Raw genomic sequence first — 22,315 nt, 5'->3', positions numbered from 1 at the left:
ATATTTAAATTTCGATGACAGTTCGACCACGATGACGTGAAGTCAGCAAGGCTTCTGCGATTTCAGGTAAATCGTTTAGTGTTTTGATATCGACTTCTGACGAAAGATTGACCTGCCAGTCACTCGCTAAACGTTGCCATAACGCTTGACGATAAGCAATCGGTGTTTGCACCGCATCGATTCCAATCAAGCGGACACCACGTAAGATGAAGGGATAGACTGTCAACGTCATTTCTGCCCCACCGACGTTCCCACACGTCGTGACGACACCACCATATTGCACGAAGCGAATGACGGACGCGAGCAATGGTCCCCCGACCGTATCAATGACACCGGCATAAAGCCCTTTTTTTAGAGGACGATCGGTTTCTTCTAGGAATGTCGTGCGGTCTAGTACCTCAGCCACTCCCTTTTTGAGCAATCGTTCTTGTTCTACTCGTTTTCCGGTCACGGCATATACCGTGTATCCTAATCGAATCAGTAAAGAAATCGCAATCGTACCAACCCCACCTGTCGCTCCCGTCACGAGGATCGGTCCTGCATCCTTCGAGACGATTCGCAACAATTCATCAACCGATTGCGCTGCCGTCAATCCGGCCGTTCCATATTGCATCGCTTCTAATGGACGAATGGATTCTGGAAGTAGCGTCACCCAATCGGCTGGTACACGTATGTATTCTTGAAATCCGCCCGAAGTGTTCATCCCGAAATCAAAGCCATTGACGACGACGGCTTGACCGATGTGAAATCGTTCATCAGTCGTTTGTTCGATGAATCCTGCTGCGTCAACGCCCGGGGTATGCGGATAGGATTTCGTCACCCCACGATTACCCGACATCGATAAAGCATCCTTATAATTGACGCATGAGTGCGTGACACGAATCAGGACGTCTCCTTCTGGTAAATCATCGACGTGCTTTGTCTCGATATTCCCCTCGTATGATCCATCGACTTCTCGAACGACGAATGCTGAAAAAGTGTGTTCCATGATCTCTCTCCTTTCGCTTGTGCTTCTCTATACCCTGTTGTTTCCATCGACACACTAAAAATCCCTGCCGTTTCTCAAAGAAGCGACAGGGAGCGGGGACGGAAAAAACATCAGGATTCCATAGGTGGTCAAAGGTAACAGGTCAATCTGTCAACGGTTCGTGGTCATCGGTTTGCCATCGCCATTTCTTCTCCACAAAGGAAAATTGAGGTCCGTCCCCTATCCTTGACGGGGAGTCTCACCGCGCCAAGGAAGTTACATATAACGTCCACCATCAAAGTCAATCGTCGTCTGATAGTTTGCCGCATTGATTGCATTCGATACTTTGTGTGCTCGTCGTTCCACTTCCTCCGCTTTTAAACGATAGGCATCTGGATCAAACAAGGCATGACGAATGATCGTCGTCCCTTCGAATCCATATTGGAACTCGCGTTTTGGTCGACTTGCGAGCATCTGATAGTTTTGTGCCTTTGCCCGTAATTGGGTAGCCCACTCGATCGCTTCGACGAGTGGTATGTCTCCTTCATCCGTCTCAATTACGGTGTTTAAATTCGCTGCATAAACGAGACGATCCAAGACCCGCATGTCATGACGTACGATGTCCATGGCGGCTTCGACATCGGTTAAGGTTCGACCTTGTTGCGCGGGGAGTGCTTCTCCCTTTTCTAAATCAATGAACGCGACGCGCTCCATCTCTTCAATCAACTGATCAAGCTGTTTCCTCAGGATACTCTTTAATTTCACAGCATCTGCTAGGTACATCATCATCTCCCCTTTCCTGTTCCATTTACGTCACCTAATTCAAAAAGTTTCAATTGAACTGGTGGACGAAGGCTCCGAATTCTCCCTGAATCGTTTGTTTATCCATCTCCGATATCGCAAAAGATCGTTCTGTGTATCGTTCTAGAAGATAGGCTTTTGTTAAGCGATGGGAAGGTTGAAATCCAATTCGCAGGCACCATTCCTGAAACGTCTCTGTATCATGTCGCTGTAAACGGACCGGGAGAATCTGATTGAACTGGATAAGCTGTTTGCGAATCCAGGCATCTGGTAGCTCGATCGAGTTCTTTTTTATAACAAAGTCGTTGTCTAAGGACTGTAACGGGGTGTCAGTTCTGATCGAGTCCTCACCCTGTTTCTTGGTCTTTCGACGTTTCCGCCAAACGATATAGCTTATGATGACTAGCGGGAGAACAAGCAGACTCATCAGTAACATCGATGAGGACGATCCTCCTTTTTCATTCGTACCTCGTTTAGCATTTTCAACTCCTATAGTGAAGATCTTATTCTTTTTCTTTTTCGGTTTGAGGTCTTTCTGCTTCTTCGGCTTTTCCTTGGTATCCCAAGCACGTAAATCTTCATCATTCTTCATTTTCTTTTTAGGTAACCATGAAAAAAATCGAATGTTTAACAATTCGCCTTTTTTCTTGCAGTTCGGTTTACACGATCTATTTGTTTCGATTCCAGACGGCTGAACCGCTTTTGGCTTCATTGCTTGAACAGCCGCTTCTGTCAGTGGCTTACCGATTCCTAAGATTAGCAAAATCAGTCCGATACCAATTACGAGTCGTTTTCGAAGTGACATCAGAAGACCCCCCCTTTTTAAATACCATTATAATCCATATTAAAAATTTTTGTGTATTTTTATGGATGTCTTGAAACGAGGAATGATTGTGTAAGGAGAGGGGAAAAGGTAGACAGACCTATTCAGAGAGGGGAACCATTTCATGTTAAAACTCGATCACACGCATGATCCGTATCAAAATGCGGCGTTGATTCAGGAATACGTTGAAACGTCAACCAACGAACAAGCAGTTCGACAAGCGGAACAACTGCTACACGATAGTCCATTCGTCGCACCACGACGCAATCCTAACCTCAGTCGAACGCTTCGTTCGATGATCTCGCCATTATTTTTGACGAACCGTGATAAACATATTCTACCGCTGACACCCGCTTTCGTGACACCACGCGATGAGATTCGACCAAGTTGGTTCGGTCGTCTCAATCATGAGTTCGAACGTTTGATCAGCGATGTCGAAACTGTCGATATCACTGATTTTGGCGCAGTCGGTGATGGACAGACGGATGATACACAAGCATTCATTGAAGCGCTCGGTGATGGACATCGACAAGTCCATGTCCCAGCCGGTACGTACGTCGTTCGGGGAATTCGTTTGCCAAGTTATACGATTTTAACAGGAGCCGGTAAAGGGAAGACAATTTTAAAGATGCACGATGATGCACCAAAAGGACGACGTCTCGTGACGAACCAAAATTATCTTCTCGGCAATCATCATCTACTCGTCGAAAAAATGACGCTTGATTGGAACATTAAACGCATCGGTGACGCGAAAAAAAGTAGCACATGGGGCAACCACTCCAGTTGTCTTACGTATGCGCATGTCACCTATGGCTGGGTCTTTGATGTTGAGGCCGTCAACCCGGGACTTCACTGTTTTGATATCTCGACACCATATTACAATTACAACGGAGATGGAGCTCGAGCAAATTTAAGTAGTTCATTCATCTGGTTCGATGGATTGAACGGTTATGGATTCGGCGATGACGGGATTACGACGCATCATAGTGATCATCTCTTCATCTCGAACTGTTTCATGCATGATCCAAGTGGACGTGCCCATGCAGAAGGCTTTTCCAATTCAAATGGAATCGAAGTCGATGATGGATCACGCGACGTCTGGTTGTTCAATAACGCAACAAGTCGTTGTTTCGGTGGACTTGAGATTAAGGCACATGCAACCTCTTCTGCTGCCTCGACCGTCAAAATCGTCGGGCACCTATCGATTGATGATCATCGCGCCTTTAACTTCCGACATATCGGTCACCATCAAGCGACTGATCCGACGTCTCAGACGGCTTATAATATCATCGCAACGCGTTTGATTGCTCAGACTCCTAAATATACAGAACTCTATGCGAATTCAAAACCGCGTGCGCTCGTCGTTTCCGCTTATCGTAATGTCGTCATACATGATTTTACGGTGCTCGGTGATCCGTATTATGACTATCAAGAACAACCGATGATCGGGATTCAATATAAGGCACGGAACGTCACGATCAGTCAGTTGAAGATGAGCGGATTCCGTCAAGCGAAAACGGACATCCAAATCTTTGGGGGAGAAAACGGAGCTGAGGATGTACGCCTTCGTGATATCCGCATTGAGGATTCTGCCAAACACGGGATTACGATCGGTCCAGACATCACGCGTATCAAGTTGACGAACGTGGCATTAAAAGGAGACGGAACAGTTGGCTTAAACGCTAAATCGGAACCGGAAATGGAACGATTCATCGCGACCGGATTCAAAGTACCGATTCGCGCCCAGTCGACACAAGTATGAACAAAATGACAGGATGGACCGCGGTCCATCCTGTCATTTTTTCATTGTGCTCGAATATACGCGAGAACACGTGTATCAATCGCACGCTCCGCTTGTTCGCGCATCTCGAAGTTTTCCGTATGCAGATACGTCCGGAACGCGTCTTCGAAATCACCGCGGTAGCCAAGCGCTAATAATTTATCCATCAACTCTGACTCTAAGGCATCATCGATTGGCTTGATTTCTTCTGGCTTACTCGGTTGCAAATAAAGTGTATGCAGTTGATAGATGCGTTCGAGCTCTTCAATCGGACTCGGATGATCGTCAACGCGTAAATCAATATATCGGTCGTTGAATCCACCGTATCCGCCACCCTCCTTGACGACGAGGAGTGCCGCTGATTGCATTCCGCGTGAATCCCCGCCTGCTGCTTGACCAGCTGCTAACGCACGCAACAAACGTTCTGCGAGCGGACCTTGTGTTGATTCAAAGACACGTGCCATCTCTTTTACCGTGTTACCGTCTACAAGAATATTCCCTTGCGCTGCAAAGTGTTTCCCGGCAATACCGCCTGCCCAGTCGTTACATCCCTCTCCCGTGAATGTCGCACTCTTGCCATTCGCATCAATGATTCCCACTTGACGATCCGCTCGTCCTTCATCTGCTTCCGTCAATCGACGCAACACTTCGTCCGCTGAAGCACCTTGTTCGATCATTCGTAATCCTTCAGGGCCATACGTCGTGTTTGCAAACGATTGTGTCGCTACCGCACCTACTCCCGCCTTCGCAAATGGTACAGCACTCCCGACCGCTAAAAACTTCGACTGAACGGCAACGCCCCATGCTTGTTCTTTTTCACAATACCCAACGATTGAATATGTCACTTCAGTTCCCCCTTTAGTCATTACCTATTCCGTTCGTGATAACGCTTCCCGATTCCTGCAACTGAAAAACCTTCCGGACAGATGTCCGAAAGGTCGACTTCATTGAATACCAAGCGTTACGGCAAGTAATAAGGCAGCACATGCCAAGGCAATCCAAATCGCGAAGAGTTTCCAGACGAAGCGTAACCATTGCTCATACGGAATGCCTGCGATTGCGAGAAATGCCATCAAATGCGCGCTCGTCGGGAAAATCATGTTCGTCAGTCCATCTCCATATTGGAATGCTAGGACAGCCACTTGACGCTCGATCCCAAGTAAATCCGACAATGGTGCCATGATGGGCATCGTCGTCGCCGCTTGTCCACTCCCCGATGGAATGAAGAAGTTCGTAATCAATTGCACGGCGTACATCCCGATGACGGCGAAGAACGTTGGCAAATGTCCTACGGCATTCGATAAGCCGTAAATGACCGTATCGATAACACGTCCTTCTTCAAGAATGACGACGATTGCTCGAGCAAATCCAACAATCAAGGCGCCGAACGTCACGGCTTTTGCGCCGTCAATCAAACTCTCGAACGTACCGTTCACACCAAGCGTAACGATTCCCGCAATCATCCCGATGATCAAGAAGGATGCGGTTAATTCCGTCAAATACCAGCCCCACTCAAAGATTCCGATCACATTGAGCGTAATGCCACCGATTAAAACCAGTAAAACAAAGGCATGACGTTTCGAAAAGCTTGAAATCGTCGTCGCTGCTTCTTCCGAACGACGTTGTTCGAGATCATAAACAAGACTGCGCGCCGGATCATGTTTAACTTTCCGTGCGTAGTTCATCACATAAAGAATCGTCACCGCTAAAAATACGATATACACAGCCGTTCGATACCCGAGACCACTAAAGAGCGGTACTTCCGCAATTGATTGAGCGACACCTACCGTAAACGGATTCAACATCCCGCCGGCAAAACCAACCGCTGCCCCTAGACTGACGATCGCGGCTCCTGTCATCGCATCATATCCAAGGGCACGTGCTAACATGATCCCAATTGGCACGAAGATGATTGTTTCTTCTGCCATACCAATCGTTGCTCCGGCAATTGAAAAGACGAACATCGTCATCGGAATCATGATGTGCCCTTTTTGACCAAATCGACGGATTAATTGATTGATTCCCGCTTCAATAGCACCGGTTTGACGAATGATACCGAAGACACCACCAACTAAGAAAATGTAAAAAATGATCGCAGCACCCGCTTCCATGCCTTGCGGAATTGCTTCAAATAAACCAAAGAGATTGACAGGCGCAGACTCTACCGCGCGATATGTACCATCGATGACGACAGTCTGTCCGTCTTGCTTTTCACGATCGAATTGTCCTGCTGGAAGTGTATACGTCAAGATGACTGAGATGATGAGAATTGCCATGATGATGGCATATGTATGAGGCATCTTGAAGAATGATCGCTTCGACTCTGCTGCATTCGTTCGTTCATTCATGATAAAAGCCTCCTTTTTGTGTCTTTATAAGAATAATGCCCTAATCAGGGAAAAACTAACAGTTTCAGTGAAATGTCATATGATTGTAAAAGAAAAGTGAAACACTCTTATATGAAATCTGAATTGAAAATGAACGTTCTAAACGGTCACATTGAACGAAAAAAGGAGGATATTCTCGGTCATAAAACCGAGGATATCCTCCTTTTTTATTTCGTTACTCTCTTACACTTATGCTTGGAACGATTGAACGTCTAATGGTTTAGCAAGAGCCGTTTGTGCAAACGCAACGAATTGTCCGAAATGAGCACTCGTGTTGTGTGCTTCGATTGCAGCTTGGTCTTCCCATTTTTCAATCATCATGAAGACATTTTCGTCTTCTGTGCTTTGGAATAAGTCATAGCTGATGTTTCCTGCTTCAGCACGTGATCCTGCAACTAGTGTTTTAGTTGCTGCTAAAAACTCTTCTCGTTTTGCGGGTTGTACTTCTAATTTTGCTTCGATGGCGATCATCGGAAAGCCTCCTTTGTAATTTCGTTAACTTAAGCATCTTAGCACCTCCGAATTCGTTACGCCATAAAGATGCTTGGACGATTGATGATATTTAATTACGGGTAATTACAGATGTAATTATTACTTTGTGCCACACCAGAGAAAGGAGCAACGAAGATGCGCGTTGAGGTATTTTATTTTGAGGATGACGGGCACATTCCGAACAACCCGACATTCCCGGTGTTGATTTATCGGCACGCATTTGCAGAGCCATCACACATCGAACAGACCTTCCATGCACATGACTGGCGTAACAGCTGGGTGGATGGGATTTTTGACTTTCATCATTATCATAGTATCGCTCATGAAGTGATCGGGATTCTTGAAGGGCATGCAACCGTTCAGCTGGGTGGTCCGCTCGGTAAGACCTTCACTTTGACGAGTGGAGATATTCTTTTACTTCCTGCAGGTACGGGACATAAAGCACTTGATACAAGTCGACACTTTCGAGTAATCGGTGCCTATCCGGATGGTCAAGATTACGATACGCTGACAGGTCAAACAAGTGAACGCCCGGAAAATCTTCAACGTATTCGTCAGGTGATGCGCCCAACTCAAGATCCTGTATTCGGTGATCACGGTCCCTTGTTTGAGCATTGGTGACGTCTCCTTCTATTGAAGAAGACGTTTTTGTTCGGAGTTCGCGTGGTAAACCCTACTATTGTCTCTCTACTAAAGGAGGAAGAACGATGAACGCAACAGAAAAGACGTTGATACTTGCTGCATTAAAGCAAAAAACGGTGACGTTTCCCGATCAGACGCATGTTCGGGCACTCGGACAAGGTACGTGGCGGATGGGAGAAGAGTCGGAGAAGCACGAAGCAGAAATCGAAGCACTCCGTGTCGGTCTTGATAGCGGAATGGAACTCATCGATACGGCAGAGATGTACGGAGAAGGTGCTTCTGAAGAATTGATTCGCGACGCGATCGCAGATCGACGAGAGGAAGTCTTTCTCGTTTCGAAAGTCTATCCGCATCATGCTGGTGGGGAAGCATTGAAGCAGGCTTGTTCCAACACACTTGAACGTCTTGGTACCGATTACCTTGATTTGTACCTTCTGCACTGGCGTGGCGACATTCCACTGAAACAAACCGTCGAAGGACTGGAAGCTTTAAAACAAGAAGGAAAGATTCGCCGTTGGGGTGTGTCTAACTTTGACGTATCAGACATGAAAGAACTGTTGGCACTGCCAAATGGTGATCAATGCGCTGTCAATCAGGTACTCTATCACCTTGGATCACGCGGAATCGAGTATGAACTATTACCGTTACTACGTGAGCATGGTATTCCAGTGATGGCGTATTGCCCACTAGCAGAAGGTGGTTCATTACGCGATCAACTTCTGAATCATCCGACTGTCGAAGAACTCGCTGAGACACACGGTGTGGATCCGGCACAAATTCTACTCGCATGGGCGATTCGTGAAGGTGACGTCATCGCTATTCCTAAAGCCGGACAAGCACATCATGTCGAAGCCAATGGTCGCGCTGCGCTTCTGAATTTAACAGAGGAAGAGTTAGCTGCACTTGATCAAGCGTTCCCAGCACCAACAAAAAAAGAACCACTCGATATCGTTTAAGGAGGTCATTTTCATGACAAAACATGTTCAACTCGGTCAATCTAACTTATTCGTTCACCCAATCGGTCTCGGTACGAATGCTGTCGGTGGACACAACTTGTATCCGAATCTCGATGAGCAAGCCGGACGCGATCTCGTTCGTGTCGCTTTGAAGCAAGGAATCAATTTCCTCGACACAGCTTTTATCTACGGACCAGAACGTTCGGAGGAACTCGTCGGTGAGGTCTGGAACGATACGGTCGCTCGAGAAGATGTCGTCCTCGCGACGAAAGGTGCGCATCAGTTCGTTGACGGAAACGTCGTCATGAACAATTCACCAGACTTTCTCCGTCAATCGGTCGAAGAGAGTTTAAAACGTCTTCAGACAGACTATATCGATTTGTATTACATTCATTTTCCGGATGAATCGACACCAAAAGATGAAGCGGTCGCAGCACTCGCTGAACTGAAAAAAGAAGGAAAGATTCGCGCAATCGGTGTCTCGAATTTCTCACTCGAACAACTGAAGGAAGCGAACAAAGACGGACATGTCGACGTCTACCAAGGGGAATACAACCTATTCAAACGGGATGCGGAAAAAGAATTACTCCCGTATATCGTTGAAAACGGTATGTCCTTCGTCCCGTACTTCCCACTCGCTGCTGGATTATTGGCAGGGAAATATACGAAAGAGACGACGTTTGATGATCTACGAAAAAATGATCCCTTGTTCCAAAAAGATGTCTTCGAACAAAATCTCGCAAAAGTCGATCAACTACGTCCGATCGCAGAAGCACACGATGCGGAAGTCGCACACGTCGTACTCGCGTGGTATTTGGCACAGGACGGCATCGATGCCATCATTCCTGGTGCCAAACGACCAGATCAGGTGACGGATACGTTGCGTACGTTAGACGTTCAGTTGTCGCAAGAGGATATCAAAAAAATCGACCAAATTTTTAGCTAATCGATCTCTTCCTATGCACATGAGCAGAATAGGCGAAAAATCATACTAAACTTCGTATGATGGAGGCATGGAGGCGATTGATCATGAAGCACCATTTTCATTTAACTGCAGACTGGCCGGGCAATCGCAATGATGTCGGTCAGATCGAGACGGGTGAACTAAAAACAAAAATCTCAATTCCGGACGCCATGGATGGTCCAGGGGTTGGTACGAATCCAGATGAGATGTTACTTGGGGCTGCTGCTACGTGCTATATCATCACGCTTGCCGCGATGCTTGAGCGTAGTCACATTCCAAAAGTTTCGTTAACGATGGAATCTGAAGGCATCGTGGATGTCACGAACGGTGTCTTTACGTACGGCGCGATCATTCATCGTCCGAAACTTTTATTACCATCTGATCTGTCGGATCGTGATCTGGAGAAGGCGCAACGTCTTGCTGAAAAAGCGGAAGGTTCGTGTATGATTACGCGAGCATTGGCTGGTAATGTCAAAGTATCGCTTGAGGCTGTTGTGGAGCGAATCTCAAATTAATAAACAAAAATCATCGTTTAACTTTTTAGTTAAACGATGATTTTTTTACTTTATTTATCTATTTATTGGTATATTATTGATGATTTACTCATTATAAATACCATTTACTATCATTCGGAGGATAACCATGTCTTATTATGAAACACTACGTTCTTCAACTGAAACTAACTCACAATCTGATACAACAAGTGTCTCTGTACCAGCACATGACTACACAACAGAATTACTTACACACCTTAATCAAGTACTATATCAATCTTTAGACCATTTACAAAAACAAGATAAACCTGATCAAATGGTTGAAACGGTCAATGAATGGCTCCTTCATTTAAATCAACCTCCGATCGACTCGCCGCTTCATCGTGAACTCACTACTAACACAACTCATGCTTTACCTACACAATATAAAAATTCTTTGCGTGCTTGGGAACTCATTGCTCCTGGCCAACTTGAACAAGAACAGTTATTGCATCATATCAATCAAGAATTATGGACAGCATCTGCTGCTGATTGGATGGTAAGTTTTACACGACATTCTGGAATCCAGACGCTTGTCCCAGCTTTAAAAGAAGCAGAAGCTCAAAACAAACCAATTCGTATTTTGACTTCATTTTATATGAATATTACAGAAGCGAAGGCTATTCGACAATTGATGGAATTCAGCAATATCGAAGTAAAAATTTATGAACCGATTAAAAAAAATCATGCGTTTCATCCGAAAGCCTATTTATTTTCACGTCCTGATCAGTTGGATAGTGCTATTGTTGGATCTTCTAATTTATCAAAATCAGCTTTAACGCACGGCATGGAATGGAATATTCGTATACCTTCTACACCCGTCACAACATTAGTCACTCAAGCAAAAAACTTGTTTGAACAGCTTTGGAACAGCCACGAAGCGACTATATGTACAGAAGAATTATTAGTTCAATACGAACAGTACCAACAAGAAACACCACCTATAAGATCATTTTCTATCCGCGATACAGTTGCCGAACCCGCTGTCGATTACACCGTTATTGAACCAAACCTCATGCAGATTCCAGCTTTAGAAGAACTGAATCGTTTGCGCGAGCGAAAAGAAACAAAAGCAATGGTCATTGCGGCAACAGGAACGGGGAAAACGTACTTAGCAGCATTTGATGTCCGTCAAGCTCAGGCTAAAAAAGTATTATTTGTTGCACATCGTGGAAAGTTACTATCACAAGCTGAGCATACATTTAGGCAAGTTTTTTCAAATAAAAGTTATACATTTGGTAGATATTCAGGATCACAACAAATTCAAGATGCACAATTTACCTTTGCTACCGTTCAAACACTTTCAAAAGAGGTTCATCTCAAACAATTTTTACAGGATACGTTTGACTACATCATTATTGATGAATTCCATCACGCTTCATCTGCTTCTTACCAAAACATTCTTAACTATTTTACACCTCAATTTTTGCTTGGTGTAACGGCAACACCAGAACGAATGGATGGTCAAAATATCTTCCAGCTTGTTGACTATAATGTCGCTTACGAAGTTCGTCTGTATGATGCCTTAGCACAAGATTTACTTTCACCATTCCATTATTTTGGGATTCAAGATGATGAATCGATTGATTATTCTCTTATTCCTCAGCAAAACGGATTTTATGTAGAACAAGATCTTGTTGTTGCACTCGAACGATCAACACGAACAGATTATATTGTTGAAATGATTCGTAAATTTGGGTTCAGTGGTAATCAGGCTGTTGGACTAGGATTCTGCGTCAATATTAATCATGCAGAGTTTATGGAGCAGGAATTTAAACGACATCAGATTGAAGCAATGGCTGTTACAAGTAAACAGTCCGAAGATGAACGCGAAGAGGCCATTCGCCGACTAGAGGACGATCAAGATCCACTGCAATATATTTTTACAGTTGACTTGTTTAACGAAGGCGTCGATATTCCAAAAGTCAATCTAATGCTATTTTTACGTCCAACGGAGTCTCCTACTATTTTTATTCAACAATTGGGGAGAGGCTTACGTAAACATAGCTCAAAAGAATTTGTTACGATTTTAGATTTTATCGGAAATAGCCAAAAGGCTTTTGTTGCACCGCTTGTGTTGTCTGGTCAACAATCGTTTCATTCTATTGATCGTTATAAAATTGCTACTGCTGTAAAACAGCATTTTCCGATTTTACCGGAAGGATCTTTAGCCATTCTAGATTCAATTACAGAAAGATTTATTATTGAACAAATGAAAAAAATAGAGTTTTCAGCTAGCAAACAGCTCCGTGAAAGTTATCAAAGGCTGACACGCATGATCGGAAATCCTCCGAGTTTAAATGATTTAGTCACGCATAAAGACGCACCAGCTATTGAAAGTATTGTTCAACAATGGAGAAGTACATTACGTCTTAAACAACTTGAAAAACATGCTACCGATGAAGAACTACGTTTATTGCTCGATGACACTACACGCAAAATTGTTGAACAGCTCGAAGGACTATTCCCAATTCGTGAGCCCTTCAGCTTACTGATTTTAAAACATTTACTGCATCATCCTTCTGCTTCAGTACAAGATATTGAACAAGAAGTTTTCAAAGAATTCGCCTTATCGACGAATCACTCTTTTTCAAAGCGACCTATTATTCATCATCTTTTTAAACGCTGGTCTACTGCGTTTAAAAATGATCGTATTCAATTGCTAGATGCTGTATCAGAAGAGCGCTATCGCTTTTCAAATACTGTCGTCCAAGCACTTCAACAATCAACTGAATTACGTTCATATATGATGCATTTTATCCAAGCAGGTCTACTTGCATTTCATCAACTACCAGATCGAATTAATTGGTTGATCGAAGACCAGGCGTTTCTATTACATCAAACATACAATCGTTCTGTTATTCAACGTCTTCTCTGTTCACCAAGTCAGGAAGGTTCTTGGCGTGAAGGCGTAGCTCAAGTTGGTGACGACTACATTTTATTCGTGAATTTACACAAAGATGAAGCCATTGATGAGCAACTAAAATATAACGATTATTTCTTAGATCAATATCGTTTCCACTGGCAGTCTCAAAGTAATGCAACTGCTACAGGTAAAGCGGGTACTTTATATCAAAACCATGAGAGCGAAGGAATTCGTATTCATTTGTTTATGCGTAAAGCAGATAAAGAACAAGGAAAAGCGCTACCGTTCACATACTTTGGCCAGTTAAAGCATCTTCAAAGTACAGGTTCTAAACCGATTAGTGTGACTTGGTCACTTCATTCTCCACTATCAATTGAACTGTTTAAGGAGTGGCAAACTCTTTCTTAATGTACTCAACTGCAGGAATATCGGCAGGAGCCCAATCAAGCTGATCAAGGTCTGAAACAGACACCCAGCGAAGCTCTGCATGTTCTACGGCAATCGGTTCTCCTGTTACGATTTCAGCTTCAAACGTATGCAATGTAACAATAATAGCATCGTACTCGTAAGTCGTTTTTTCGATTGGTTGTTTGACCTTAATATTACATTTTAATTCTTCATTGATCTCGCGAACTAAAGACTGTGAAGGCGTTTCATGTAGCTCAATTTTCCCACCAGGAAACTCCCATAAGTTGGGTAATGACATTTGGCTACTACGAAGTGCACACAATATTTCATTATGATCATTGCGAATGACAGCCCCTACGACTTGAATATGTTTTTTCATTTTTATGTTTCACTCCAAATCATTATAGATTTTTCAGTTCTCTGCTTATCATAACAAAAACCGTTATTCCTTTGACTTATACAAAGAATAGCGGTTTTATTTATATCCAGTTATCCACATGTGGATAACCCCATTTATGGTATACTTATGGCACTTATCCACAAGTAGAAATGAGGAAATTAACATGCCCCGTGAACTTTATCCAGTTGTCGTCAAACCAGAATGGATTGAATCGATTCAAAGCGGGTATCCCGCGTTACGCAAGGAAATGTTCGAAGCTTTGCACCATGTCAAAGAGGCAGGCGGACTGCTTCATCTGATGACAGAACATAAAGAATACCTCGCGACCGGTTATTTTGGCAAGCAGGAAAAAGGTGTCGGTTGGACTCTCTCAATGGACGAGCAAGAAGCGATTGATGTCGCCTTCTTCAAACAACTTTTTGAAAAAGCGTTAGACAAACGAAATGAATTTTTTGAAGAGTATTCAGAAGCCTTCCGTATCTTTAACGGTGCTGGGGATGGTATTGGTGGTTTGACGATCGACTGTTATGATCATCATTACCTCATTACATTCGAAAATGAAGGCATCTATACATTCCGCCCACTGATTCTTGAGGCTCTTGAATCACTACTGAATTATAGAAGCATTTATGAAAAACGAGATTTCCTCGTCGATCTTCAACCGGTCAAAGGCGACGACTTTTTGAAGGGGGGACGAGGCGATTTTCCTGAAGTCGCACAAGAATATGGTGTGTTGTATGAATATGATTTGGATGCTGGCATGCGGACTGGTTTTGACATTGCCCAACGTGAACTTCGCCGAATCCTTCTCGATTCCGTCGAACGAAAGACCGTACTTAACCTCTTTTCCGATACAGGAACGTTAACGGTAGCTGCCCTTTATGGTGAAGCTGCCCGAACGACAAGCGTTGATTTCTCGACACGTAGTCGAAATAAGACAAAAGATAATCTGATGTTGAACAGTTTTACTCCCGAAAAACAGAAGATTATAGTTCAGGATGCGTTCGACTACATCGAACAAGCGGATAAGAAGACTCGTTTTGACGTCGTCTTGTTCCATCCGCCCGTACAAGTCAATACACGGACGCGTCAGTTTCGGACGGAACAGGATCTCGCTCTTTGGATCCAAAAAGTCATTCATCTGACGAATCGCGGAGGACTGCTTGCGATTACGACAGATAGTCCTGCTCTTGATGCCTCACAATTGAAAAAAGCTGTCGAGCAGGCATTCAACAAGTTGCGTCAAAAATTCGAAGTCGTATGGGAGCAACCGGAGCAGAAAGATTTCCCGACTCCTCCTTCCATGCCACAACTCGCTCCAAAAAGCATTCTTGTTCGCCGTAAATGATCTGTTATATAAAAAATCCGCTACCGAATTTTTCAGTAGCGGATTTTTTATACTTTTAACAGGAAATGTAAAATGAATGGAGAATCATTTTTTAGGGGTTGGATATACACTCACCTTACCAAAATGTGATGTTTGATCAAATCGTTGATAGAGATCGTTTAACGCATCGCGTTCATAAGGAATCTGCTCTTCAATCCGAATCTCGATGACACCCTCTTCCACTAAATGAACGAGTTCTGATAAGTGACGTTGCTGTTGTTTCATCTCCTCTACTTTTCCTTTCAGTAACGGAAGCGCGACGAACACAGCTTCAAGGGACAAGGCTTTACTATGCATCATCGTTAAATCTTGTGTCGTCCGTGTCGCGATCGAAATGATGCGTCCCCGCTCTTTTGCGAGTATGAACGATTCTTGTAAATGGTCACCACCGACTGTATCAATGATGACGTCGAATCCGTCCAGATCCAGTCGGTTTAATAACGCTTCAGCTGATTCTTTCTTGTACCGATGAACGCGAATCCCTTTCGCTTCTAGCCAAGCTGCCTTCTCGTCAGAAGAGGCGCTCGCTGTGACGTCGCATCCATAATGACGAGCAAGTTGCACGGTAAGATGTCCTACTCCACCCGTTCCACCTGCTACATATACACGAATGCCTGGAGTAATCGCGATTCGCTCTTTTAATATTTCCATCGCGGTCAACCCAATCACCGGTAAGCAACCAGCAACCTCAGCCGAGACCCCTTCCGGTCGGAAGACTGCCATCTGTTCAGGCACAAGCATTTCTTCCGCTAGCGCACCGGCACGTGTTCCAAGTCCACCGCCAAATGCGACGATGCGATCGCCGATAGAAAAAGACGTCACACTATCCCCAATCCCAATGACTTTCCCCGTTACATCCCCCTGGAGAATTCCAGTCGTCGAAGCCGCCGCCACATGTCCGAAGAACATCTTCGTATCAAGTGGATTGATGCTCGACCCCTCGATTTGAACCCGTAATTCGTGTTTCCCCGCTTTTTCAGGTGTGACGTCTTTTTCTGTAAGTGATGCGTCTTTTCCATACTGATCGACTACGAATGCTCTCATGAAAAATTCCCCCTTTTTCATTATTAGTCTATCATGATTCAGAATTCTCTCACATTATGCGTTCATGCTATGATGAAGGTATCTTATGACGAGAAGGGACGTTTTTGATTTGAAACAAGAATTGATTGATCGTCTAACTACATACGTGAAAGTCGATACACAGTCGAACTATGAGAGTACGACTGTTCCAACAACTGAAGGGCAATGGACACTAGCTCGTTTGCTCGTAGAAGAATTAAAGACCATTGGCATGGAAGAGGTCACGGTCGATGACAATGGTTATGTCATGGCGACGTTACCCGCTAATACAGATGCAGACATTCCGACAATTGGTTTTCTTGCTCACCTGGATACAGCAACGGACTTTACAGGTACGAATGTTCGTCCGCAACTCGTGGAAGCCTATGATGGAAATCCGATCACGTTAAGTGAAGTACCGTCCGTCATCCTGTCGCCAACTGATTTTCCGGCACTACACAACTATGTTGGTCATACCTTAATGACAACGGATGGTACGACATTACTCGGTGCCGATAATAAAGCCGGAATCGCAGAAATCATGACAGCCATGCATCATCTGATTTCACATCCAGAAATCAAGCATGGTCGCATTCGTGTTGCCTTTACGCCAGACGAAGAAATCGGTCGTGGACCACATCACTTCAATGTCGAAGCATTCGATGCCACGTATGCTTATACGGTTGACGGCGGTCCGCTGGGTGAACTCGAATACGAAAGCTTTAATGCGGCTGCAGCCAAAATCGTCTTCCACGGAACAAATGTCCATCCGGGAACAGCAAAAGATAAGATGGTCAATTCGCAGAAACATGCGATGGCATTCCACGATCGTCTTCCTGGAGAAGAGTCTCCTGAATTCACGGATGGTTTCGAAGGCTTCTTTCACCTGATTTCGTTTGATGGTTCTGTCGAAAAAACGACGCTCGACTATATCATTCGTGATTTTGATCGTGAGGCGTTCGAAGGACGGAAACACTTCTTATCTGCCCTTGTCGATGAGTGGAACAAAAAGTATGGCGCCGGCAGTGTCGAAATCGATTTACACGATCAGTACTACAACATGCGCGAAAAAATCGAACCCCATATGCACATCGTCGATATCGCTCATGCAGCGATGGAGTCGCTTGACATCACACCGATCATTAAACCAATTCGTGGTGGGACGGATGGATCACAACTTTCATACATGGGTCTTCCAACACCGAACATCTTTACCGGTGGCGAGAACTACCATGGCAAGTTTGAATTCATTTCGGTCAATAATATGGTCAAAGCAACACAAGTGATCATTGCCATCGCTCAAGGATTTGAACAAGCTTCGCGCTAATCAAAAGCAGATTCTCAGCGCTGAGAATCTGCTTTTTTTCATGTCTAACGTTGTTGTTTTTTCAAACGATAGATGTAACCAATCAGCAAAAAGATAATCAACGTCGAGGCAATCATGAGTTCCTTCGACCATTCACCGACGAAGGAGTTGGAATTTTCCTCAATCTCTCGCTCAGGCATCTGTTCTTTCATCTGGTCTGCTTGGCGCTTCGTGATTTTAAAGCTGTCTTTCCACTTCCACGTCTTTTCTTTTCCTTCAACACGGATATTAATTTGATACGTACCTGGTTCTAAGATTCCTGTCGTTTCAATCGGTGTTCTCATATAAATCGACGGAGCAAATCGAACTTCCGTCGCTTTCCGAACGACGACTTTTTTGCCTTGCGTGACGACGGCTTCGAACTTCATAGGCTGACTGATCGTCGGTACCTGATTGGCTAGCTTAACAAAGACAGTCGGTCTAGAAAAAGACGACTTTGCCTCTACCCCTTCGTACGTAATCTCGGGCGCCAGGTCTTTAATCGAAGATCGGACTTTCAAACCGATGATGTAAGAGTGACGATTTTGAATACCGATTGTATTTTTTTCAGCTGTTTCTTTTTCTGGTTTCTTCTCGACCCGAACACCAGCTAACAAGGTACCGTCTAAATCGTTCACGATCTCAAGTGGTAAAGAAACGACTTTTGATTCGCCTCCCTTGATGAACGTCGATGTCGCGTTCGGTTGAATGAGATCCGTCAACGAAGTCGGAGCTAACGGGACCGGTTTCTTTTGATCGTAAACGATCAAACCATTATCGTTCGTCGTTGCATTCCGGATTGATGTCAAAAACGTATGATCATCAGGTCCGTGATTGAAAATCCGAACTTGAATGTTTGTCTTTTGTTTTGCCGTCATACGTAAGTCAAAGTACGAGACACCAGAATCCACTTGGTAGGCATTCGGAACGGCTTCAATCGAAAAATTGACGCGATCTTCTGCAAAACTAGTCGAAGGTATGACGCAGAATAACAATACATAAAGTAGTATAGCAAGACAACTGGCTCCCCATCGTTTCATCTTTGTCTTCACCTGCTTTCCAATCAATTCACGACATCCGTAAGCGTCCAGTCGAGTGTTGCGGTGTGTGTGCCTTGCACTTGAGAATTGATTGGTACATTGAGTTTGATGTAATCGTTATCGGTTCCATTACCCTTCCAGTAAATTTGCCAAGTTGAGAACGTTCCTTCTGGGGATGTTAATATCGTTTGCGCATCTCCTGCATTTCCTGGTGTCAATGTTATATCTCCTGTCGTAGGTGCCGCGAATCCTGATACATTCACTAATGTTTGAACAGTACCGGCATCAATGGATAACGTCGAACCTATTAACGAGGGCTTTCCACCTTCATCTATAAAGTCTCCCAACTTCACAGTTACTTCCCATTCTGTCCGATTAACCCGTCGATCCGTTACTTGGAGAAATGGTTTTTGATCAGTCGCCTTAAACTCAGCTTTATTGGAAAGCAATTCGTTTGATCCAAAATCAAAGTTAGGCGCATAGTCGAGTGTCAATGCTCCTGTATTTCCTGTAGGTGTATTTCCGCCGTTTTTGTCTGGTTCATATGGATTGTTCGGGTCCCGATCATCTGGATCCACGATGACCGGTGCTTCATTCGTCGTGAACGTAATTTTTGCCGTCGACTCGCCCGTAGAAGTCGCCGCCCATGCAGTGGTTGTTCCTAAAACCAAAGCTGTGCTCATCAATACCGTCGAAACAGCGAAACGTTTCTTCATTTCTGTTCTCTCCTTTTCATGGTGCATTGATTAAACTCCATTGAATGTCTGCGCTATACGATGAAGGTTTTGGATATTTGCCAGTTAAGTCGAGAATGATCCCTTCGTTTTCTGCGTAGGTTAACGGTGTCTGATTCGAGCTTGCCGACATCGTCCCTGTTGCGATTTCAATAGCAGTCGTTTGTAACAATTGGGTTTTCGAAGTGGTCTTAAAATAAAGAACATCGCTCAACACGTCATTGTCTGTACTCGTCAAAGGACGACTGAGACTTGCTTGTAACTTCCAGCTGTAACCTGTTGCATTTTCGTGCGAAATAGAAATCGTCATTGGGGACAAGCGAGGGATTATTTTCTCACGTCCTGTCAACTCATGACTTCCGAAATCTAGCGTATCCGGAACACTTAAGTTGAATGTAGGTCCGATTCCAAGTGTTGCTGTAGCCGTACCACTACTTAAAACATTCAAATCAACTAACCCATCTGCTAAAACACTCCGGAATGTATAGACTTTATCGACTCCGACTGGTAATTTTCCGACTTTGAAAGATAAGGTGAATCGATCGCTACTTAGAAGAGATAGCTTTAATAAAGAGCTAACATCAGCATAAATTTGGTTATTCGTTCGATCGATTATTGCTGTCGCATCTCTCGTTTGCGATCCAATCCCAAGTAATCCATTATAGCGATATTGAAGTTTGACGGAACTCGTTTCAATACTTTGCATCACTTCTGGTGGTAATCGAAAAATAATATATCCACTTGATAAATTTAAGCCCAACAATCCAGAAACAGTATTTTCTAATGTGATCGTTTTAGTCGTTCCATTATAAGAAGCATCTAAGCTTGATGTTCCGAGCAGTGCTACTCCAGCAAGCATCGGTACAACCGCTTGTTGCTTCTCTTGTCTTGGTTTAGGTGACGTTAGGACAGGAGTTTCGATTTCGTTCGGTGATTCTGCTTTACCAGAATCAGGTTGGTCGGGAATTTTGTTTTCCTCTTCATCAGTAGGTGCTGTCTCAGGTGTCAGTGGATCGTCATTCTCGGTTGGAGATGTCTCTGGTGTTGATGGGTCTTCACTTTCAGTTGGGGGTATCTCTGGTGTTGATGGATCTTCATTCTCAGTTGGAGGTATCTCGGGTGTTGGTGGATCTTCGCTCTCGGCTGGTACTGTCTCAGATGTTGGTGGGTCTTCGTTCTCAGTTGGAGGTGTCTCAGGTGTGGATGGGTCTTCGTTCTCAGTTGGAGGTGTCTCAGGTGTGGATGGGTCTTCGTTCTCAGTTGGAGGTGTCTCAGGTGTGGATGGGTCTTTACTCTCGGTTGGGGGTGTCTCGGGTGTTGGTGGGTCTTCACTCTCGGTTGATGGTGTCTTCTCTACTTCTACGAGTTCTTCGCATTGTTCAATTTCCTCTTTTTCCAACAAGTCCTTTTTCTTTGGATCATTCAACGTCTCTTCACAAAACGATGACGTCAAAGGGTCTGGAATCTCGAATTCCTCAGTCGTCGCATGACTGTGCGGAATCGGAAAGCTTGTTGCCAGTAAGATCATTAAGATGATAAAAAGATTTGGTGATCGATTTCGATACAATAAAATTCCTCCTTCAATTGGAACAATTCATTGACCTAGTTGATCTAAATGACTTTTCTTTACATCTTTTTCCTTCTAAATAAGTTAATTAAACCATTAATTTGGGATTTAAAAGATATAAAATATATCATTATTTATTGGTATATTAAAATTTAATGCCATAAGAGCATTAGTACAGTCATTTTATTATGATGAAATAAAAAAATGTGCTTGTCTCCAAGCACATCGAGATTTAATTCTTTTCTTCTGTCGTATCGTTTGGAATCGGTAATTGAACCATACTACCCGACCCACTGACGAGTGGTGACTTTCCGTCCCATTTCTTGACAGCTTCGTATTGAATCATCTCTTCTGTCAATGTCTTCTGTAGTTCTTTTTGAGCTTTTGCTAAACCTTGGGCTTCGATCAAACGCGCATCTGCTGCTCCTTTCGCTTCTACGCGAAGACGCTCTGCTTCTGCTTTAGCGATTTCAAGATCCGTTTTCTTTTTATCAAGTTCCTGCGACGCTTTGACACGCGCATCGATTGCTTCCTGTGTCTTTTCATCTGGTTTCGGCGCACCGAGTGCGACATCTTCGATGATGAAACCGATATCCTTGACGTCTTCTGCAAACTGCGTCTGAATGCTCGTCGAGACATTCCCTGATTTTTCACCGAACAGTTCAAGGACGGTAACTTTCGAGATTTGCTCACGCGATGCATCATAGAGACGTTGTTTCAGATATCCTTTTGCGATCTCATCGATTTCAATCGGTCCGAACTTATTGAAGACTTTCGTCACCTTATCCGGTGAGACGGAGAAGCTGTATGTAAAGTCGACGACGATGTTCTTTCCATCCTTGGTCGCAAGCGTCATGTTTTCAAGCGCTTTTGTCTGTGTCCGAATCGGATACTCTGTCACCCGTGTAATCGGTGAAACGACATGCCAACCTTGCGATAACGTCTCATCTTTGACACCGCTTGATGGTGTATAGACGACACCAACTTGTCCAGGTTCGATTTGTTCAACGATGAACGGTGTTGTTGCAAGCAACGCTAGTACGAGCACACCAGCGATGATCATCGATGGGCGAATTTTTTTCTTCGGTTTGATTTCTCTCATTCTGAATCTCCTTTATCGATCTTTTCTTGGATATAACGGTAGAGTTCCATGCCAAGCAA

At 44.1% G+C, this 22,315-nt stretch carries 20 protein-coding genes; 8 read left to right on the top strand and 12 right to left on the bottom strand.

The features are described 5' to 3' along the window. Positions 1-4: 4 nt before the first annotated feature. The 3 genes from KNQ08_RS13820 to KNQ08_RS13810 all read right to left on the bottom strand — a co-directional run bounded on the left by KNQ08_RS13820 (position 5) and on the right by KNQ08_RS13810 (position 2,573). Entirely contained in the window at positions 5-988 is a 984-nt protein-coding gene (locus KNQ08_RS13820) for a YhdH/YhfP family quinone oxidoreductase (protein WP_214806158.1), read from the bottom strand. Between the two features lie 255 nt (positions 989-1,243). Continuing rightward, positions 1,244-1,756: a hypothetical protein gene (locus KNQ08_RS13815; RefSeq protein WP_251133722.1), complete on the bottom strand. Its 513-nt coding sequence runs from the start codon at positions 1,754-1,756 to the stop codon at positions 1,244-1,246. A gap of 43 nt (positions 1,757-1,799) precedes the next feature. Further along, positions 1,800-2,573 carry a hypothetical protein gene (locus KNQ08_RS13810; protein ID WP_214806156.1) on the bottom strand — a complete coding sequence of 258 codons (774 nt, stop codon included), beginning with the start codon at positions 2,571-2,573 and terminating at the stop codon, positions 1,800-1,802. 142 nt (positions 2,574-2,715) lie between these two features. On the opposite strand from KNQ08_RS13810, the gene KNQ08_RS13805 reads away from it, so the two are divergent. Beyond that, complete coding sequence (locus KNQ08_RS13805; RefSeq protein ID WP_214806154.1) at positions 2,716-4,353, top strand: glycoside hydrolase family 55 protein; 1,638 nt, start codon at positions 2,716-2,718, stop codon at positions 4,351-4,353. Positions 4,354-4,394: 41 nt separating this feature from the next. On the opposite strand, the gene KNQ08_RS13800 is transcribed toward KNQ08_RS13805, so the two are convergent. The 3 genes from KNQ08_RS13800 to KNQ08_RS13790 all read right to left on the bottom strand — a co-directional run bounded on the left by KNQ08_RS13800 (position 4,395) and on the right by KNQ08_RS13790 (position 7,229). Further along, positions 4,395-5,216, bottom strand: a complete 822-nt coding sequence (locus KNQ08_RS13800) for a DUF1028 domain-containing protein (RefSeq protein WP_050677198.1) — start codon at positions 5,214-5,216, stop codon at positions 4,395-4,397. Between the two features lie 99 nt (positions 5,217-5,315). After that, a complete protein-coding gene (locus tag KNQ08_RS13795; protein ID WP_149428035.1) occupies positions 5,316-6,719 on the bottom strand; it encodes a YfcC family protein in 1,404 nt (467 codons plus the stop codon). A gap of 228 nt (positions 6,720-6,947) precedes the next feature. Further along, positions 6,948-7,229 carry a putative quinol monooxygenase gene (locus tag KNQ08_RS13790; protein ID WP_023469763.1) on the bottom strand — a complete coding sequence of 94 codons (282 nt, stop codon included), beginning with the start codon at positions 7,227-7,229 and terminating at the stop codon, positions 6,948-6,950. Positions 7,230-7,385: 156 nt separating this feature from the next. Between KNQ08_RS13790 and KNQ08_RS13785 the strand changes: the two genes are divergently transcribed. From KNQ08_RS13785 to KNQ08_RS13765, 5 genes are all read left to right on the top strand, one after another. After that, a complete protein-coding gene (locus KNQ08_RS13785; protein ID WP_023469764.1) occupies positions 7,386-7,871 on the top strand; it encodes a cupin domain-containing protein in 486 nt (161 codons plus the stop codon). Positions 7,872-7,957: 86 nt separating this feature from the next. Further along, positions 7,958-8,848, top strand: coding sequence for an aldo/keto reductase (locus KNQ08_RS13780; RefSeq protein ID WP_133208434.1), 891 nt, complete (start codon positions 7,958-7,960; stop codon positions 8,846-8,848). 13 nt (positions 8,849-8,861) lie between these two features. Then, positions 8,862-9,794, top strand: a complete 933-nt coding sequence (locus tag KNQ08_RS13775) for an aldo/keto reductase (protein WP_133208435.1) — start codon at positions 8,862-8,864, stop codon at positions 9,792-9,794. A gap of 83 nt (positions 9,795-9,877) precedes the next feature. Further along, positions 9,878-10,327 carry an OsmC family protein gene (locus tag KNQ08_RS13770; protein WP_251133721.1) on the top strand — a complete coding sequence of 150 codons (450 nt, stop codon included), beginning with the start codon at positions 9,878-9,880 and terminating at the stop codon, positions 10,325-10,327. Positions 10,328-10,454: 127 nt separating this feature from the next. Further along, positions 10,455-13,619 (top strand): DEAD/DEAH box helicase, encoded by a 3,165-nt coding sequence (locus KNQ08_RS13765; RefSeq protein ID WP_214806152.1) that lies wholly within the window; start codon positions 10,455-10,457, stop codon positions 13,617-13,619. On the opposite strand, the gene mutT is transcribed toward KNQ08_RS13765, so the two are convergent. After that, positions 13,594-13,998, bottom strand: coding sequence for an 8-oxo-dGTP diphosphatase MutT (gene mutT / locus KNQ08_RS13760; protein WP_214806151.1), 405 nt, complete (start codon positions 13,996-13,998; stop codon positions 13,594-13,596). The two genes, KNQ08_RS13765 and mutT, sit on opposite strands and share 26 nt — an antisense overlap. A gap of 184 nt (positions 13,999-14,182) precedes the next feature. On the opposite strand from mutT, the gene KNQ08_RS13755 reads away from it, so the two are divergent. Then, on the top strand, positions 14,183-15,367 hold the full coding sequence (locus KNQ08_RS13755; protein ID WP_214806150.1) for a class I SAM-dependent rRNA methyltransferase: 1,185 nt from the start codon (positions 14,183-14,185) through the stop codon (positions 15,365-15,367). Positions 15,368-15,451: 84 nt separating this feature from the next. Here the strand turns inward: KNQ08_RS13755 and KNQ08_RS13750 are convergent, their stop codons facing one another. Further along, positions 15,452-16,450: a zinc-binding dehydrogenase gene (locus tag KNQ08_RS13750; RefSeq protein WP_149428039.1), complete on the bottom strand. Its 999-nt coding sequence runs from the start codon at positions 16,448-16,450 to the stop codon at positions 15,452-15,454. Positions 16,451-16,559: 109 nt separating this feature from the next. Between KNQ08_RS13750 and pepT the strand changes: the two genes are divergently transcribed. Beyond that, entirely contained in the window at positions 16,560-17,795 is a 1,236-nt protein-coding gene (pepT, locus tag KNQ08_RS13745; RefSeq protein WP_214772307.1) for a peptidase T, read from the top strand. A gap of 44 nt (positions 17,796-17,839) precedes the next feature. Here the strand turns inward: pepT and KNQ08_RS13740 are convergent, their stop codons facing one another. From KNQ08_RS13740 to KNQ08_RS13725, 4 genes are all read right to left on the bottom strand, one after another. Next, positions 17,840-18,853, bottom strand: a complete 1,014-nt coding sequence (locus KNQ08_RS13740) for a WxLIP family cell surface protein (RefSeq protein ID WP_214806149.1) — start codon at positions 18,851-18,853, stop codon at positions 17,840-17,842. Positions 18,854-18,876: 23 nt separating this feature from the next. Continuing rightward, a complete protein-coding gene (locus KNQ08_RS13735; RefSeq protein WP_214806148.1) occupies positions 18,877-19,536 on the bottom strand; it encodes a WxL domain-containing protein in 660 nt (219 codons plus the stop codon). A gap of 49 nt (positions 19,537-19,585) precedes the next feature. Then, positions 19,586-21,154, bottom strand: a complete 1,569-nt coding sequence (locus KNQ08_RS13730; protein WP_214806147.1) for a hypothetical protein — start codon at positions 21,152-21,154, stop codon at positions 19,586-19,588. A gap of 232 nt (positions 21,155-21,386) precedes the next feature. Next, a complete protein-coding gene (locus KNQ08_RS13725; protein ID WP_149428044.1) occupies positions 21,387-22,256 on the bottom strand; it encodes a prohibitin family protein in 870 nt (289 codons plus the stop codon). Positions 22,257-22,315 lie beyond the last annotated feature (59 nt).

Source organism: Exiguobacterium sp. s46 (genome assembly GCF_018618875.1).
Lineage (GTDB): Bacteria > Bacillota > Bacilli > Exiguobacteriales > Exiguobacteriaceae > Exiguobacterium_A > Exiguobacterium_A abrahamii.
The sequence above is the reverse complement of the archived record's forward strand: the minus strand, read 5'-3'. Positions and strand labels throughout refer to the sequence as shown.

Excerpts from the sequence above, each read along its gene's own strand:
- KNQ08_RS13815 (WP_251133722.1), bottom strand. The coding sequence starts at position 1,756 with ATGATGATGTACCTAGCAGATGCTGTGAAATTAAAGAGTATCCTGAGG.
- KNQ08_RS13750 (WP_149428039.1), bottom strand. The coding sequence starts at position 16,450 with ATGAGAGCATTCGTAGTCGATCAGTATGGAAAAGACGCATCACTTACA.
- KNQ08_RS13775 (WP_133208435.1), top strand. The coding sequence starts at position 8,862 with ATGACAAAACATGTTCAACTCGGTCAATCTAACTTATTCGTTCACCCA.
- KNQ08_RS13790 (WP_023469763.1), bottom strand. The coding sequence starts at position 7,229 with ATGATCGCCATCGAAGCAAAATTAGAAGTACAACCCGCAAAACGAGAA.
- KNQ08_RS13770 (WP_251133721.1), top strand. The coding sequence starts at position 9,878 with ATGAAGCACCATTTTCATTTAACTGCAGACTGGCCGGGCAATCGCAAT.
- KNQ08_RS13805 (WP_214806154.1), top strand. The coding sequence starts at position 2,716 with ATGTTAAAACTCGATCACACGCATGATCCGTATCAAAATGCGGCGTTG.
- KNQ08_RS13765 (WP_214806152.1), top strand. The coding sequence starts at position 10,455 with ATGTCTTATTATGAAACACTACGTTCTTCAACTGAAACTAACTCACAA.
- KNQ08_RS13795 (WP_149428035.1), bottom strand. The coding sequence starts at position 6,719 with ATGAATGAACGAACGAATGCAGCAGAGTCGAAGCGATCATTCTTCAAG.
- KNQ08_RS13755 (WP_214806150.1), top strand. The coding sequence starts at position 14,183 with ATGCCCCGTGAACTTTATCCAGTTGTCGTCAAACCAGAATGGATTGAA.
- KNQ08_RS13820 (WP_214806158.1), bottom strand. The coding sequence starts at position 988 with ATGGAACACACTTTTTCAGCATTCGTCGTTCGAGAAGTCGATGGATCA.
- KNQ08_RS13735 (WP_214806148.1), bottom strand. The coding sequence starts at position 19,536 with ATGAGCACAGCTTTGGTTTTAGGAACAACCACTGCATGGGCGGCGACT.
- KNQ08_RS13740 (WP_214806149.1), bottom strand. The coding sequence starts at position 18,853 with ATGAAACGATGGGGAGCCAGTTGTCTTGCTATACTACTTTATGTATTG.
- KNQ08_RS13780 (WP_133208434.1), top strand. The coding sequence starts at position 7,958 with ATGAACGCAACAGAAAAGACGTTGATACTTGCTGCATTAAAGCAAAAA.
- KNQ08_RS13810 (WP_214806156.1), bottom strand. The coding sequence starts at position 2,573 with ATGTCACTTCGAAAACGACTCGTAATTGGTATCGGACTGATTTTGCTA.
- mutT (WP_214806151.1), bottom strand. The coding sequence starts at position 13,998 with ATGAAAAAACATATTCAAGTCGTAGGGGCTGTCATTCGCAATGATCAT.
- KNQ08_RS13785 (WP_023469764.1), top strand. The coding sequence starts at position 7,386 with ATGCGCGTTGAGGTATTTTATTTTGAGGATGACGGGCACATTCCGAAC.
- KNQ08_RS13725 (WP_149428044.1), bottom strand. The coding sequence starts at position 22,256 with ATGAGAGAAATCAAACCGAAGAAAAAAATTCGCCCATCGATGATCATC.